At 68.9% G+C, this 14,302-nt stretch carries 17 protein-coding genes and 1 pseudogene; 8 read left to right on the plus strand and 10 right to left on the minus strand.

What is annotated here, in order from left to right; translation table 11 throughout:
* Positions 1–39 precede the first annotated feature (39 nt).
* The 3 genes from SNAS_RS15875 to SNAS_RS15885 form a co-directional block, all read right to left on the minus strand.
* On the minus strand, positions 40–453 hold the full coding sequence (locus SNAS_RS15875; protein WP_013018459.1) for a VOC family protein: 414 nt from the start codon (positions 451–453) through the stop codon (positions 40–42).
* A gap of 68 nt (positions 454–521) precedes the next feature.
* Positions 522–1,064 carry a GNAT family N-acetyltransferase gene (locus SNAS_RS15880; RefSeq protein WP_013018460.1) on the minus strand — a complete coding sequence of 181 codons (543 nt, stop codon included), beginning with the start codon at positions 1,062–1,064 and terminating at the stop codon, positions 522–524.
* Positions 1,065–1,304: 240 nt separating this feature from the next.
* Entirely contained in the window at positions 1,305–2,435 is a 1,131-nt protein-coding gene (locus tag SNAS_RS15885; protein ID WP_013018461.1) for a hypothetical protein, read from the minus strand.
* 123 nt (positions 2,436–2,558) lie between these two features.
* Between SNAS_RS15885 and SNAS_RS15890 the strand changes: the two genes are divergently transcribed.
* The gene (locus tag SNAS_RS15890) at positions 2,559–3,572 is read left to right on the plus strand and encodes a tyrosine-type recombinase/integrase (protein WP_013018462.1); all 1,014 of its coding nucleotides are present in this window, start codon (positions 2,559–2,561) and stop codon (positions 3,570–3,572) included.
* A gap of 6 nt (positions 3,573–3,578) precedes the next feature.
* Here the strand turns inward: SNAS_RS15890 and SNAS_RS15895 are convergent, their stop codons facing one another.
* Positions 3,579–4,181 carry a TetR/AcrR family transcriptional regulator gene (locus SNAS_RS15895; RefSeq protein WP_041626295.1) on the minus strand — a complete coding sequence of 201 codons (603 nt, stop codon included), beginning with the start codon at positions 4,179–4,181 and terminating at the stop codon, positions 3,579–3,581.
* Positions 4,182–4,245: 64 nt separating this feature from the next.
* Between SNAS_RS15895 and SNAS_RS15900 the strand changes: the two genes are divergently transcribed.
* A complete protein-coding gene (locus SNAS_RS15900) occupies positions 4,246–5,142 on the plus strand; it encodes an oxidoreductase (RefSeq protein WP_013018464.1) in 897 nt (298 codons plus the stop codon).
* Between the two features lie 49 nt (positions 5,143–5,191).
* Positions 5,192–5,911, plus strand: a pseudogene (locus SNAS_RS36750) (phosphotransferase); the annotation flags it as partial.
* Positions 5,912–5,959: 48 nt separating this feature from the next.
* Here the strand turns inward: SNAS_RS36750 and SNAS_RS36755 are convergent.
* On the minus strand, positions 5,960–6,424 hold the full coding sequence (locus SNAS_RS36755; RefSeq protein WP_041624941.1) for an NUDIX hydrolase: 465 nt from the start codon (positions 6,422–6,424) through the stop codon (positions 5,960–5,962).
* A gap of 83 nt (positions 6,425–6,507) precedes the next feature.
* Here SNAS_RS36755 and SNAS_RS15910 point away from each other — a divergent pair, with 83 nt between their 5' ends.
* A complete protein-coding gene (locus SNAS_RS15910) occupies positions 6,508–7,305 on the plus strand; it encodes an exodeoxyribonuclease III (protein ID WP_013018466.1) in 798 nt (265 codons plus the stop codon).
* Between the two features lie 29 nt (positions 7,306–7,334).
* A complete protein-coding gene (locus tag SNAS_RS15915) occupies positions 7,335–9,410 on the plus strand; it encodes a RecQ family ATP-dependent DNA helicase (protein ID WP_013018467.1) in 2,076 nt (691 codons plus the stop codon).
* 15 nt (positions 9,411–9,425) lie between these two features.
* Here the strand turns inward: SNAS_RS15915 and SNAS_RS35165 are convergent, their stop codons facing one another.
* Entirely contained in the window at positions 9,426–9,758 is a 333-nt protein-coding gene (locus SNAS_RS35165; RefSeq protein WP_144300512.1) for a hypothetical protein, read from the minus strand.
* Positions 9,759–9,891: 133 nt separating this feature from the next.
* On the opposite strand from SNAS_RS35165, the gene SNAS_RS15920 reads away from it, so the two are divergent.
* The gene (locus SNAS_RS15920; protein ID WP_013018469.1) at positions 9,892–10,161 is read left to right on the plus strand and encodes a DUF2277 domain-containing protein; all 270 of its coding nucleotides are present in this window, start codon (positions 9,892–9,894) and stop codon (positions 10,159–10,161) included.
* Positions 10,162–10,296: 135 nt separating this feature from the next.
* Here SNAS_RS15920 and SNAS_RS15925 read toward each other — a convergent pair whose 3' ends face one another.
* Positions 10,297–11,244 (minus strand): DMT family transporter, encoded by a 948-nt coding sequence (locus tag SNAS_RS15925; RefSeq protein WP_013018470.1) that lies wholly within the window; start codon positions 11,242–11,244, stop codon positions 10,297–10,299.
* A 98-nt stretch (positions 11,245–11,342) separates the two neighbouring features.
* Between SNAS_RS15925 and SNAS_RS15930 the strand changes: the two genes are divergently transcribed.
* On the plus strand, positions 11,343–11,918 hold the full coding sequence (locus SNAS_RS15930; RefSeq protein WP_013018471.1) for a TetR/AcrR family transcriptional regulator: 576 nt from the start codon (positions 11,343–11,345) through the stop codon (positions 11,916–11,918).
* Here the strand turns inward: SNAS_RS15930 and SNAS_RS15935 are convergent.
* The gene (locus tag SNAS_RS15935; protein WP_013018472.1) at positions 11,906–12,112 is read right to left on the minus strand and encodes a PspC domain-containing protein; all 207 of its coding nucleotides are present in this window, start codon (positions 12,110–12,112) and stop codon (positions 11,906–11,908) included. The two genes, SNAS_RS15930 and SNAS_RS15935, sit on opposite strands and share 13 nt — an antisense overlap.
* A 142-nt stretch (positions 12,113–12,254) precedes the next feature.
* Here SNAS_RS15935 and SNAS_RS15940 point away from each other — a divergent pair, with 142 nt between their 5' ends.
* On the plus strand, positions 12,255–13,145 hold the full coding sequence (locus SNAS_RS15940) for an AraC family transcriptional regulator (RefSeq protein WP_013018473.1): 891 nt from the start codon (positions 12,255–12,257) through the stop codon (positions 13,143–13,145).
* An 8-nt stretch (positions 13,146–13,153) separates the two neighbouring features.
* Here the strand turns inward: SNAS_RS15940 and SNAS_RS15945 are convergent, their stop codons facing one another.
* Both SNAS_RS15945 and SNAS_RS15950 read right to left on the minus strand, forming a co-directional pair.
* Positions 13,154–13,792, minus strand: a complete 639-nt coding sequence (locus SNAS_RS15945; protein ID WP_013018474.1) for a hypothetical protein — start codon at positions 13,790–13,792, stop codon at positions 13,154–13,156.
* Positions 13,789–14,253, minus strand: a complete 465-nt coding sequence (locus SNAS_RS15950; protein ID WP_013018475.1) for a MarR family winged helix-turn-helix transcriptional regulator — start codon at positions 14,251–14,253, stop codon at positions 13,789–13,791. The genes SNAS_RS15945 and SNAS_RS15950 overlap by 4 nt, the downstream gene beginning before the upstream one ends.
* Positions 14,254–14,302: the final 49 nt, after the last annotated feature.

Raw genomic sequence — 14,302 nt, forward strand, 5'->3', positions numbered from 1 at the left:
CGGTGGGGACGCACGGCTTCGTGCGTCCCCACCTAGGTCCTAGGCCTGGGTCTGCTGAATCCTCACCATGTTGCCCGCCGGGTCACGAAACGCGCAGTCACGCACACCCCAGGGCTGGTCGGTGGGTTCGTGGGCGACCTCGCCGCCCGCGTCCTTGACCTTCGCGAACGTGGCGTCCACGTCGCTGGTGCCCAACAGGATGTACCCGTAGGTGCCCTTGGCGATCATCTCCTCGATGGTGTGGCGTTCGGCGTCGGTGACGCCGGGGTCGACCGCCGGTGGCTCCAGCACGATCGAGGTGCCCGGTTGGTCGACGGGGCCGACGGTGATCCAGCGCATCCGGTCGTTGCCGACGTCGCCGCGCACCTCGAAGCCAAGGACGTCGCGGTAGAACGCCAGCGACGCCTCGGCGTCGGTGTGGGGCAGGAAACTTGATTGAATGGTGATGTCCATACAGGTCACGCTAATCGCGGAAGCGGCTGTGGTGCTTCTTCAATCCTGACCACTATTCGCGATGCCGGTTAGCTGTCGGCGTCGGGTTTCCATTCATGCGCCAACAGCCCCATCACGACCTCGTCGAGAAACTCGCCCAGCACCCACGTCGAGGCCCGGCGCACGCCTTCGCGGACGAAACCGTTGCGTTCGGCCGAGCGCAGCATCCCGACGTTGTCGGCCAGGGTCTCGATCTGGAGCCGGTGCAGGCCCCGCACCGTGAACCCGTAGTAGCACAGCACCGCGACCACGTCGGTGCCGTAGCCCTTGCCGCGGCACGACGGCAGCAGGCCCAACCCGATGTGCGCCGACCGGTGATGGGGGTCGATGCCCCACAGCGTCGCCGTGCCCACCAGTGCGTCGCTGTCGACATCCACCACGGAGAACTGGACCAGGCCCTGAGCGCTGTCGTCGACGACGAGCCGTTTGTCGTTGGAGCCGGGCGTGATGGGCCGCCACGGCGGGCCTTCGGCGCGCGACGCGTTGACCACGTCGTCGTACAGCTCGGTGCGCAGGATCGCGATGTCGTCGTCGTGGCGGGCCCGAAGCCCGACCTTGCTGCCTTTAAGCACGCAAGATTCCTACCAGAGCCGCGCGGCCAGCGGCAAACGTTGACGAAACCGCCACGGCTTGAGCTTGGCGCCGAGTGCGGCGACGCGGCCGGGATCACACCCGCCGCGCCGCTGCTTCGACGAGCCGCGCGGTCACCTGCGGCGGAGCCACGCTCGCCGCACGGTACTAGCCGCACCCGCCCATCGGCCGAGCCGAGGCCCCGGCCAGCACGGCGTCACCGTTCCCGGTCGTGCTCCCCGCTAGCCTCGTGCGGCGGGGCCGTCCTCACCGTTCCCGGTCGGGCTCCCCATCTCTTCCGGCGGGGCTGCCGCCGCGCGTAGAGCGCGCAGTTCCAGCTCGGCGGCCACGGCACGCTCCCGCAACGCCGCCGACTCGGAACGGGCCTGCTGGATCGTGGAGCGGAAGTCGTCCAACCGCAGCCGCAACGCCGCCAACTGGCCGTTGAGCTGGTCGCGTTCAGCCGCCGAAGCCGCGGCGTCATCACGGGCGTTCGCGGCCTGGTGCTCAGCGGCGTCAATACGGGCGGCGGCTTCGGAACGAACGCTGTCCAGCTGCGCGGCGGCCTCGGCGCGCACCGTCTCCAACTCCCCCCGCAGCCGCTGGGTCTCCGCGACCGCCACCGCCGCGGCCGACACCGCGTCCATGCGCTGGGTCTCGGCCTCACGCTGCCCGGCCCGGGCGATGTCACGCTCCACCACCAGCGCCGCCGACTTCTCCTGCGCGACGCGTTGCGCGGCCTGCGCCGCTTCGGCACGCGCCTCCGCCTCATCGCGCTCTTCGATGGCCTCGTCGCGTTCAGCGAGAGCCACCGTCCGGGCCCGCTCCGCGGCGGCAGCCACCTCGCCCGCCTCAGCCGCGGCCTGTTCGGCCTCGCGGGCACTCTGCTCGGCGCGAACGGCACGGTGTTCGGCGATGGCGGCGGCCTCGGCGTGTTCGGTAGCGTCACTACGAGCCGCTTCGGCCTCCGCGACAGCCGCCTGCGCCTCGGCGCGGGCCCCAGCTTCGGCCTTGGAAGCCTGGGCGGCTTTGGCCAAAGCGTCGTCGCGCTCGGCACGAGCGGCCGCGACCCGGGCGTCGGCGGCTTGCGAAGCTTGGGCGATTTTCTCCTCCACCTTCGCCGGGTCGAGTTCGGCGGCGAGGCTTTCGGCCAGCGGCTGGATGGCGGCGGCCAGTTCGGCCTCCATGCGCTCGTAGAGGTCTTCGGCGCGCGCCAGGGCACCCTCCAGTCCCGGGGTGGTGCGGCGCAGTGCCCGGGTGCGTTTGGCGGCGGCCTGACAGTCGGAGCCTTCGCAGTACAGGCGCGGCCGTCCCCGGCCCTGTTGTTGCGGGATCGGAGTGCCGCAGCGTTTGCAAGTCGTGGCTGTTTTCACGTGACCAGCATAAACTAATTTCTGGAATTCTGGTTTTATTTAAAAATAAAATGTTTATTCGTGTCGGACGCGCCAGGAAAGTAACTCCCGCGAATGTCAATTCGCGCAAGTTACTATTCGGGGATGGAACAGCTGCCGCTACCGTCGCATCGGGCCGAGGACGTCGCCGAAAAAAAGACCCCCCACCGAGACGGGGCTGTGGCCGGGGTCGGTGATCCGGTGGCGACGTATCTGGGGTCGCTGGCCAGCCCCGCCTCGCGGCGGGAGATGGCGGCGTGTTTGAACCGGATCGTGCGGTTGAGTACCGGCGACGACAACGCCACCGCCGCCGGGCAGCCGTGGCACAAGCTGACCTACCGCGACACGGCGCGGCTGAAGGAGACGCTGTGCCAGCAGGGCTGGTCGGCAGCCCACGTCAACAAGCACCTGGTGGCGTTGAGGCGGGTGTTGACCGAGGCGTGGCGGTTGGGGTTGATGGACGCCGAGCAAAAGGACCGGGCCTGCGACATCGCCGATGTGACCAGTGTGCGGCTGCCGCGCGGTCACCATGTCGCCGCCGAGGTGATCGGGGCGGTGCTGGCCGCGTGCGATGCCGACGAGGCTGCGGCGGGGCGCAGGGACGCGGCGATCATCGCGGTGCTGTATTCGACCGGGTGCCGTCGCGCCGAGATCGCGGGGCTGCGGTTGCGGGACTACGACCCGGCCGAGCGCGGCATCACCGTCATCGGCAAGGGTGACAAGCAGCGGCTGGTACACCTCAACGCGCAGGCCGTGGCGAAGGTCGAGGCGTGGCTGGCGGTGCGGGGCCGTGGTGACGGGGCGATGTTCTCCCCCATCAGCGCGGCCGGGCGGATCCGGATGCGGGACGGGGTCCCGGCGGGGATGTCGGGGCAGGCGATCGGGCACATGTTGACGCGGCGGTTGCGCCAGGCTGGTGCGCCACAGGCGTCGCCGCATGATCTGCGGCGCACGTTCATCGGGTCGCTGTTGGATGCGGGGGTGGATTTGGCCACGACGCAGGCCATCGTGGGGCACGCGTCTCCGGCCACGACCGCACGGTATGACCGAAGGCCCGACCATCGTCGTCGTGAGGCCATTGACCGGTTGGAGTTGCCGCAGGCCAAGCCGTTGCGTTGAGCGGTGTCAGGCGGGGCGGGCGCCGTGGAGGAACTGTTCGACGGCGGTGTCGACGAGTTCGTCGAGGAGGTCGGCCTCGACGAAGTTGCCGTTGATGAGGGAGGCGATGCCCTGCAGGGTCGCGAACAGGATGATGCCGATGCGTTCGGGAGCGCCTGAGGGGAGCGCGCCTTGGGCTTGGCCTTGCTGGAGGAGTTCGATCATGAGCTGGAACGGGGCTTCGGCGGCTTTGACGATGGCAGTGGCGCCGGGGCGGTGTTTGCTGGTGTACATCAGCTCCAGCAGGGCGGCGTTGTCGGTGGCGAAGCGGGTGTAGGCGGTCATGGTGGCGCGCAGTCGAGCGGCGAAGTCGTCGCCGGCGTCGGCGCAGGCGGTGCGCAGGATCGTGTCGAGTTGGGTGAATCCGTTTTCGGCGAGCGCGTCGAGCAGGGCCTGGCGGTCGGGGAAGTGGCGGCGCGGGGCGGCGTGGCTGACGCCGACTTCGCGGGCGAGGTCGCGCAGGGACAGCTGGGCGGCGCCGTGTTCGCGCAGGGACGCCTGGGCGGCTTCCAGTAGCGCGGTGCGCAGGTTGCCGTGGTGGTAGGGCCGCTCGTCGGTCGCTTGTGGCATGGCGTCCACCATAGCAAGCGAGTTTTCGTTGACAACATTGTTGTCGTCGACTACTTTGTGGCTCATGACAACATTCAATGCGTCCAGCATCGGCTCCCAGGCGGGCCGCACCTTCGTCGTCACCGGCGCCAACAGCGGCATCGGCCGCATCGCCGCCAAAGTCCTGGCCGAACGCGACGCCCGCGTCGTGCTGGCCGTGCGCGACGAGGCCAAAGGCCGCGCCGCCGCAGCGACCATGACCGGCCAGGTCGAGGTGAAGCGCCTCGATCTGGCCGACCTGGCGTCGGTGCGGGCCTTCGCCGAGGACTTCACCGACCCCATCGACGTGCTCGTCAACAACGCCGGGGTCATGATCCCGCCGCTGACGCGCACCGCCGACGGTTTCGAGCTGCAGTTCGGGACCAACCACCTGGGGCACTTCGCGTTGACGAACCTGCTGCTGCCCCAGGTGCGCGACCGGGTCGTGACCGTGGCGTCGATGGCTCACCACGGCGGCGCCATCGACTTCGACGACCTCAACTGGCAACGCAAGCCCTACCGGGCGATGCGGGCCTACGGGCAGTCCAAACTGGCCAACCTGCTGTTCACCACCGAGTTGCAGCGGCGCCTGAGCCAGGCCGGTTCGTCGGTGATCGCCACCGCCGCGCACCCGGGTTTCGCGGCCACGAACCTGCTGCGGCCGGGACGCAGCCGCCTGCTGCACACCGTCTCAAAGGCGGTGACCAGGGTTGTCGCGCAAAGCGAGGCTGCCGGTGCGCTGCCGACGCTGTACGCGGCCGTGACCGACGTACCCGGCGACAGCTACGCCGGACCTAAGGGGCTGTTCGAAACCCGTGGCGCCCCGAAGCTGGTGGGCCGGTCGGCGGCCGCCAAGGACGCCGAGGTGGCCAAGCGGTTGTGGGAGGTGTCGCAGGAGCTGACGGCCGTGGTGTTCCCGCGCCAGTCGCTGCCCCGGGCCTGAATCGTTACGGTGTGCGACTGGTTTGACACGGCGCCGCATCATGTGCGGCATGACCAGTCTCGTCGACACCGCGCTGCGGTTGACCTATCCCGATTACCGGTGGCGCAGGCTCGAAGCGGCGCGACCGATTCTGGGGGTGCGCACCTACGCGTTGACCGGGCGGTATCGCCTGGTCGTGAAGATCGCGTTGGAAGAAGACCTCATCGATGAGGATCACGGGCCGTGCGGTGAGGCCCGGCGCTTGGCGTGGCTCGCGGGGCACGGCATCCCGGTCCCGGAGGTTGTTGACACCGGGGTGATGGGCGACGACGAATACCTGGTGCTGCGGCTACCCGACGACGCCGTGCCCGCCGACCAGGTTGCGAGTGAGCAGCGCCTGGCGGCTTGTGACGCGGTCGCCGACGTCGCCCGCGCCGTGCACGGCATCGACCATCGCGGCTGCCCGTTCGATCGCCGGTTGCGGGTGACGATTCCGCGCGCCAAGGAGGCGTGCCTGTTCGCCGAGATCCGCTCCCGCGATCCGATGGCGAAGTTGACCAGCCTGATCGCGAAGGCGTTGTGGGTCGGGCGGGAGGAGCCGGTGGTGTGTCACGGGGATCTGCGGCCCGACAGTGTGCTCATCGACGCGCGTACGCGACGGGTGGCGGCGGTACTGGATGTGGCGCGGTTGGGGGTCGCCGACCGTTACACGGATCTGGCCGCGGCCACCCGGGGTTGGCGGGCGGGCGGTTTGGACAAGCGGGTGTGGTGGCGGTACGGCGAGATCCCCGCCGACGCCGACCGGGTCAGGTTGTACCGGCTGTTGGCGGAGTTTTGTTTACCGCGCCCAGGGACCGGACGGGTCGAGCCGCGACAGGATGGTGGGGATGTCCGGCGGTGTGGATTCGTGCGGCAGCTCGGCCATGGCGTCCCAGGCGACCCAACGGTGTTCCACCAGCGACGTGGTCTCGTAGTCCTGGAGACCTTCACGCGACAGGTCCGGGGCGGTGGCGTCGACACGGGCCAGGAAATAGGGTTCGGTGGCTTCGAACACCTGGCCCTTCCAGCGCACCGTCACCGTCACGTCGATGGAACCCGGCGCCCACTGGCGCGGGGTCAGGCCGGTTTCCTCGGCCAGTTCGCGCCGGGCGGCCTGCGCGGGCGTCTCACCGGCTTCGATGCCGCCGCCGGGCGGCTCCCACAGCAGGTGGGCGTCGACGGGGTCACGCCAGCACAACATCAGGACCCGGTCGTGGGCGTCCAGGCACAACACGCGGGCACTTTGACGATCGATTTCGGCCACGACGCACAGGTTATGGCCCGCCGTCGCGGCGGGGCGCTGGCGTGGGCGCCGGGTTGTCCGTGCCACCGGGTAAGGTGCGGCTCGTGCTGACTGTTACGACCGCCAACGTCAACGGGATTCGAGCCGCGGCCCGCAAGGGGTTCGTGGAATGGCTGAGCGACACCACCGCTGACGTGGTGTGTCTGCAGGAGGTGCGCGCCACCGACGAACAGGTGCCCGTCGAGGTGCGCGACGTCGACGGCTGGCACATGATCGTGGCCCCGGCCGCCGACAAGGGCCGCGCCGGAGTGGCCGTGCTCAGTCGCGAGACCCCGGCGCGCGTGCAGGTGGGGTTCGGTTCGGAGGAGTTCGACGTGTCGGGCCGGTACCTGGAGGTCGACCTGCCCGGTGTGACCGTGGCCAGCCTGTACCTGCCCTCGGGTGAGACCGGCACGCCCCGCCAGGACCAGAAGGAACGGTTCATGGCCGAGTTCGCCGAGTACCTGGTCGCGTTGCGTAAACGCGCCGAGGCCGACAACCGTCACGTCGTCATCTGCGGCGACTGGAACATCGCCCACCAGGAAATCGACCTGAAGAACTGGAAGGCGAACAAGAAGACCGCCGGGTTCCTGCCCGAGGAACGCGAATGGATGACCCGCGTGTTCGACGACATCGGGTACGTCGATGTGGCGCGTCGCCTGCACCCTGAGGGGCCGGGCCCGTATTCGTGGTGGTCGTACCGTGGCCGCGCCTTCGACAACGACGCAGGCTGGCGCATCGACTACCACATCGCCACCCCGGGCCTGGCCGAGGCGGCTAAGACCGCGGTGGTGGAACGCGCCGCCACACACGACGCGCGCTGGTCGGACCACGCGCCCGTCACCGTCACCTACGCGGTGTAGGAGCCGGTGACGCTTACAGGGGAGGCGTCATGAACGAGGTGCTGGACAAGGCGCAAACGGTCCTTGAGTCACTGGCCGGGCCCGAGGCGGTACTGCGACGCGATCAGGCCACCGCGATCGCGTCGCTGGTGACCGACCGGCGGCGGGTGTTGCTGGTGCAGCGCACCGGTTTCGGGAAGTCGGCGGTGTACTTCGTGGCGACCCGGCTGTTGCGTGATCAGGGCGCGGGCCCGACGGTGATCGTGTCGCCGCTGCTGGCCCTGATGCGCAACCAGATCGCCGCGGCCGAAAGCGCGGGGATCAACGCCCGCACCGTGAACTCGGCCAACACGCACGAGTGGGACGAGATCTTCGCCGATGTGGCCGCCGACGCCGTCGATGTGCTGCTGGTCAGCCCCGAGCGGCTCAACAACCCGGATTTTCGGGACCTGGTGTTGCCGAAACTGGCGGCGGCCGCGGGCATGCTGGTCGTGGACGAGGCGCACTGTATCTCCGACTGGGGTCACGACTTTCGGCCCGACTATCGACGGTTGAAGACGTTTTTGGCGGGTTTGTCGCCGCAGGTGCCGGTGCTGGCGACCACCGCCACCGCCAACGCCCGGGTGTCGGCAGACGTGGCCGAACAGCTCGGCGGCGACACGCTGGTGTTGCGCGGCGGCCTGGATCGGTCCTCGCTGCGGTTGTCGGTGGTCGATGTCGACGACAACGCGCGGCGCCTGGCGTGGCTGGACACGTGGCTGCACCGACTCGACGGCAGCGGCATCATCTACACCCTCACCGTGGCCGCCGCCCACGACATCGCCGAACATTTGCGCGGCCAGGGCCATGACGTGGCCGCCTACAGTGGCCAAACCGACACCGGGGAGCGGCTGCGCCTGGAAGACGACCTGTTGGGCAACCGCGTCAAGGCGCTGATCGCGACCAGTGCGCTGGGGATGGGTTTCGACAAACCCGACCTGGGTTTCGTGGTCCACTATGGGGCACCGCCGTCGCCGGTGGCGTACTACCAGCAGGTGGGGCGCGCCGGGCGTGCCCGCGACCGCGCCGAGGTCGTGTTGCTGCCGGGCCGTGAGGACACGCGCGTGTGGGACTATTTCGCGTCGTTGGCGTTTCCGGCCGAGGACGTGGTGCGAAAGACCCTTGAGGTGCTGGCCGAGGCGGACCGTCCACTGTCCAGTGCCGTGTTGGAGTCGCGGGTCGACTTGAGCCGCAACCGCCTGGAGATGATGCTCAAGGTCCTCGACGTCGACGGCGCCGTCAAACGCGTCAAGGGCGGCTGGCAGCACACCGGCCGCGACTGGGAGTACGACCGGGACCGGTACGAACGCGTCGCCCAAACGCGTCGCGCCGAACAGCGACGCATGCTCGACTACGCGGCCACCACCGAATGCCGGATGGCGTTTTTGCGTACCGAACTCGACGACGCTGACGCCAACGCGTGCGGCAGATGCGACAACTGCGCGGGCACCGCCTTCGACGAGCCGCTGCCGGTCGAGGCGTTGGCCGCGGCCGAGGCCAGCCTCAACCGGCCCGGCGTGGCCACCGAACCCCGGCGCATGTGGCCGCCCGGGATGGCCGCGGCCGGTATCGACGTCGCGGGCAAGATCCCCGTTGACGAACGCGCCGAGACCGGCCGAGTCCTGGCCAGGCTGTCGGACATCGGCTGGGGCGGCGCGCTGCGCGCCCTGTTCGCCGACAGCGGCGACACGGCCGTGGATGAGGCGATGTTCGCGGCGGTGGTGAAAGTGCTGGCCGCGTGGGATTGGCCCAAACGCCCCGACACGGTCGTGTCCATGGGGTCCCGCAGTCGCCCGGGTCTGGTCGACGGTCTGGCGCGGCGCATCGCCGAAGTGGGGCGCATGGACTACGCCGGGGCGATGCGACGTGACGCGGCCGCGCCGTCGCGCACCGGCGCCAGCAACAGTGCCCAGCGGCTACGGCAGGTGTGGGACACCTTCCAACCGCCACCGGTCGCCGACGGCGCGGTGGTGCTGCTGGTCGACGACCTGCGCGACTCCGGGTGGAGCGCGACCGTCGCCGCCCGGCAGCTGCGGCTGGCCGGAGCCGCCGCGGTGTGCCCGCTGGCGTTGGCGCTGGACGGCTGAACACCGCCCGACGGGTCAGTTGTGTGAGTGCCGGTCCCGGCCGGAGGCGTCGGCGACACCGAAAGCCCGAAACACGGCGTCGCGGCCGATGGCGGCCACGACCGGCGCGGCCATGCGCGAACGCGGGCACGGGTGCGGTACCGGATATGCCAGTGCCCGCGAGCAGGCCAGGCAATGGCCCGAGGCACTGGCACGGTGCAGGGAGGTCAGGCCGACGCACAGTTGCTGCCATTGCGTCGTCGTGGCGGGGGTGGTCGCGTGGGTGGTCACGGCGTCGCCCTTCGCGTTTGGCGATGTGGACAGTTGCGCGGCTGCCGGGTGGAAGACTCGGGTCTCCGTGTCACGCAACGAACACAGGCTAAGGCCGCGTGCGCTGGCGGCGACGGACTTCTTGTGCGGCGCTTGATATCCGGCGATTCGGGTGTGGTGGGTGTGGCTTTTCGGCGGCGGTGGTGTCACCGCCTCGGGTTAGGTTGTGGGTATGTGCCGAAACATTCGCCGCCTGCACAACTTCGCTCCCCCGGCCACCGACACCGAGATCCACGACGCCGCGTTGCAGTACGTGCGCAAGGTCGCCGGGACGACGAAACCGTCGCAGGCCAACCAGGCCGCGTTCGACGCGGCGGTCGCGGCCGTGACGGCGGCGACGGCGACGCTGCTGGAGCAACTGGTGACCACCGCGCCGCCGCGCGACCGCGAGGTCGAACGCGAACGCGCCCAGGCCAGGGCCCAGAAACGCTACGGGACGTGAGCGGTGGCGACGTCGTACCGCCTCTTGAACGACGCCGCCACCGCCTTACCCTGGCCGCTCAGCGCGGCCGGGGCCCGAAACCGGCCATCCGGTTGCCGTGCATACTGTCCCGCCGGGCGCGGGGCAGAGCCGCGGTCACGTCGCGGCCGGTTCGCATTGGGGCGTCTCGACACGTCGAGGCGCGGGGGCGGGTGCGCGGCGTCGGGAGGGTGCGAGGATGAGTGCCACCGCGGCGGCCGACACCGCCATCCCGGCCAGCGACAACACGGTCAGCGGTTGGCCGAACATCGCCCACGCCCATATGGCGGTGGCCGGGGGTGTCAGGTACAGCAGTGCCGAGACCCGGGTGACGCCGCCGTGGGCCACGACCGTCCAATAGCAGCCGTAGCCGCCGATGGTGGACAGCACGATCACCCACGCCACCGCGACCCAGAATTCGACGCGCGCCGGGGGGATGAGGGTGCCGCTGGCCGCGGCGATGGCCACGAACGCCAGGCCGCTGACCACGAACTGCACCGCCAGGGCGTCGGCCATGGCGACGGGTTGGCGGCCACGGTGGGCGCGGCGTTCGTACACGGTTCCGGCGACCAGGCTCAGCATCGCCGCCACCGGGATCGCATAAGCCCACCACACCGCGGACGCGCTCGAGTTGAGGTCGGCTGACACGACCAGACCGGTGCCGCCCAGACCGACCGCGAGTCCCACGATCAGGCGCCACCCGAGTTTCTCGCCCAGCAGGGCCGCCGCGGTGGCGGTGGCCACGATGGGTTGCAGGGCCGCGATGAGGGCGCTGGTTCCGGCTGAGACTCCCAGTTCGGCGGCGCGTACGACGCCGTAGACGTAGCCGACCTGGGACAGGGCGCCGATGAGGGCGTGCACGGCGATGTCGCGCGGGGCCAAGCGGCGCCACCGCCACGACAGCCACACCGTCGCGGCGAGGCCGACCAGGCCGAACCGCCAGGCCAGCAGGGTGGCGGCGGGGGCGGCGCGGGTTCCCAGTTCGGCGCCGATGAAGCCCGATGACCACATGACGACCAGGCCGGTGGAGCTCCACAGGGTGAGTGAGCCGAGTAGCTTTCGCAACGCGGGGTCCTTCCACAGAGGTATACAGACCGGTATAGGACACTGAAGTATATAAACCGGTTGGTATACTCGTGGTCTAGTTCCAGGAGGCCGCCGCTATGCCGACCGTCACCCCACCCCGCCTGACCCCCGCCGCCCGCCGCGTCCTCGACGTGGCCAGCACCCTGTTCTACGAACGCGGCATCAACACCGTCGGCATGGACCTCATCGCCGCCACCGCCAAGGTCACCAAGAAAACCATCTACGACCGCTTCGGCTCCAAAGAAGCCCTGGTCACCGCGTACCTGTCCGAACGCGACCACACCTGGCGCCGCCACCTCGACGCCCAACTGGCCGACATCCCAGGCCCCCGCGCCAAGATCCTCGCCTCCTTCGACGTCCTCGCCGCCTGGATGGGCGACAACTACCGAGGCTGCGCCATGGTCAACGCCTACGCCGAACTGGCCGACCCCACCCACCCCGCCCGAGCCGTGTCCACCGACCAGAAGAAATGGCTCAAGAACCTGTTCACCGACCTGCTCACCCAAGCCGGAATCAACGACGAACACCTCGCCGTCCAACTGGTGATGCTGCACGAAGGCTCGGTCGTGGCCGCCTACGTCGGCGGCATGACGACCGCGGTCGCCGCCGCCCGACAGGCGGCGGCGACCCTATTGGACACTCACGGTGAATAGGCGTAGGTGACGTTCTTCTCCTGCGGAATCAAGATCCACAGCGCGATGTACAGCAGGAACTGCGGCCCCGGCAACAGACACGACAGCACGAACAACACCCGCATCGTGGTGTTGCTGGTCCCGAAACGCTGCGCCAGCGCCGCGCACACCCCCGCGATCATCCGTCCCTGGCGTGGTCGCGTCAACTTGCTCATGGCCCCATTTCCCCTTTCACCGGTCGCGGTGACCGGATCGCTGATACCCATGGTGAACCCGTTACCCGGCCGTGACATCAGGGACGCGACCCTGAGATTCCCCTGACCTCCCACATGACCAAAGCGTCGTAGGCTCAACCCCATGGTGTTCGACTCGGCCGTCCTCGACCTCCAGCCGTATACCGGATTCGACATGGACCGATTCGTGCGCCGCACCCACTGCAGCTGGCACGACAACGGCTGGCAGTCGCTACTGGTGCAGCGCTTCGACCACGCGACAGTCGCCGAGGACATGCGACTGCCCGGCACGTCCGACATTCACCTGGTGCTGCCCCTCGCGGGCCGGGCACAGATCCACACCACCACCGGCGGGCGCGCCCGCCGCCACACCTGGGCACCCGGACGACTGGAACTGCTCATCCCCGGCCAGCCCCTCGTCCGCGCCTACCAATCGGACTCGCCGATGCGAAGCGTCCAGGTCCACATCCCGCGCACCACCGTCGAGACGACCGCCGACCAGTTGGGCGGCCGCGACGTCGACTACGAAGCCATGGCCGCGTCACTGGCCACCGGCGACGCACTCGTGGAAGAACTGCTGCGGCAACTGGCTGATAGCACCGAAACCAGCGACCTGTACGCCGAAACCAGCGCCGCGTTCCTGGCCACACACCTGCTGACCCGCCACCAGCGCGGCCACACCCCCGACGGCGCGCCGCGCGACGACACCCGCGTGCGCGCGGCCATCACGATGATGCGCGACCAACTGGCCCAACCGATCACGCTGGCCGACCTGGCCGCCCACGTACACCTCAGCGTCTTCCACTTCGTCACGGTGTTCAAACAGGCCACCGGCCACCCGCCGCACCGCTACCTCGCCCGGCTGCGCATCGCCGAAGCCAAACGACTGTTGCGCGGCACCAACCTGACCATCGCCGCGATCGCCACACGCTGCGGCTTCGCAAGCCCCGGCGCCCTGTCGACCGCGTTCACGCGCCACACCGGGACACGACCCTCCGCGTACCGCGAAACCTGACACGCGGTTCAGGCGTAGGTGAGCATCTGCCGCATGAAAGCCTTCGGGTCGTCAACGTAGAAGGCCACCTTGTCGATCGTCTCGACGCCGTGCGGCAACCGCAACCGCAACGGCTCCTCCAACTCGACTTCGATGTTGGTCTCCTTCTGCATCCGCAGACTGAACGTCCGGCGACCATCGTCGACAGTAACCTTCGCGGTCTTGTCCTGAATGGTCACCGTGCGCTGCTCAACAGCGTGCACGACCTCCCACGGCAGATCAAGATCAACCTCCGTACTGTCCCGCACCCGAAGCCCCTTCGGCCCGATGGCATGCGGGCGAGTCAACATCCCGCACAACATCCCGAACATGTACACCACACCCCAAACCCCCAAGATCAGCAACGGAATCCGCACGAACACCCACTGCCGCACGATGATGTCGACCACCACCAACTCCACCAGCGAAATCACCACGAACACGATCATCACCATCAGCACATTGCGGTGATACCCGAACCCGACCGCCCCGGAAGGCACCCGAGGGCGACGAAACACCAACCGATACATGCTCTGATAACCGCGCGCCTCGATCTTGACCATGCGCCACAACAGATTCGCCACCCGGCCCCACGTGCCGCGCGCCTGACTCGTCACAGTGTCGCTCATGCCTCCCCCTTCGACTCGCGCATCGGACGAGTGAGGTCCTCCATGCGCTCGGCCACCTGACCCAACGCGTCATGAAGACGGCGACGCTCATCCCCGTCGAGATCCTCCACAAGCGCGGTCGCGAACAGCTCCCGATCACGAGCCATGGCCCGCATCGTGTCAGCGCCGCGCTCGGTCAACGCCACCAAGATCGCGCGCCGGTCCTCGGGGTGACGGCGCCGCTCGACGAAACCATGCTTCTCCAAAGCGTCGACCAGACCCGTCACGTTGGCCGGGGTGACATTGAGCGCCGCCGCCAAAGCCTGCTGCGTTTGGGGCTGGCGCTCCCGCAGCACCCACAGCAAGTGCACGCGCGCCGGATTGAGTCCGGTGCCCGAGAAGGTGGCGGCCATGTCCTGCTGGATCACCACGGCGATGTGCAGCAGCCGGTCGAGGATGCCGGTGTCCACGGAATCGTTCATTAACCCACTATATAATTAAGTGGGTTAATTACCTTGCGATGGGCCATGT

Source organism: Stackebrandtia nassauensis DSM 44728, assembly GCF_000024545.1.
Taxonomy (GTDB): domain Bacteria; phylum Actinomycetota; class Actinomycetes; order Mycobacteriales; family Micromonosporaceae; genus Stackebrandtia; species Stackebrandtia nassauensis.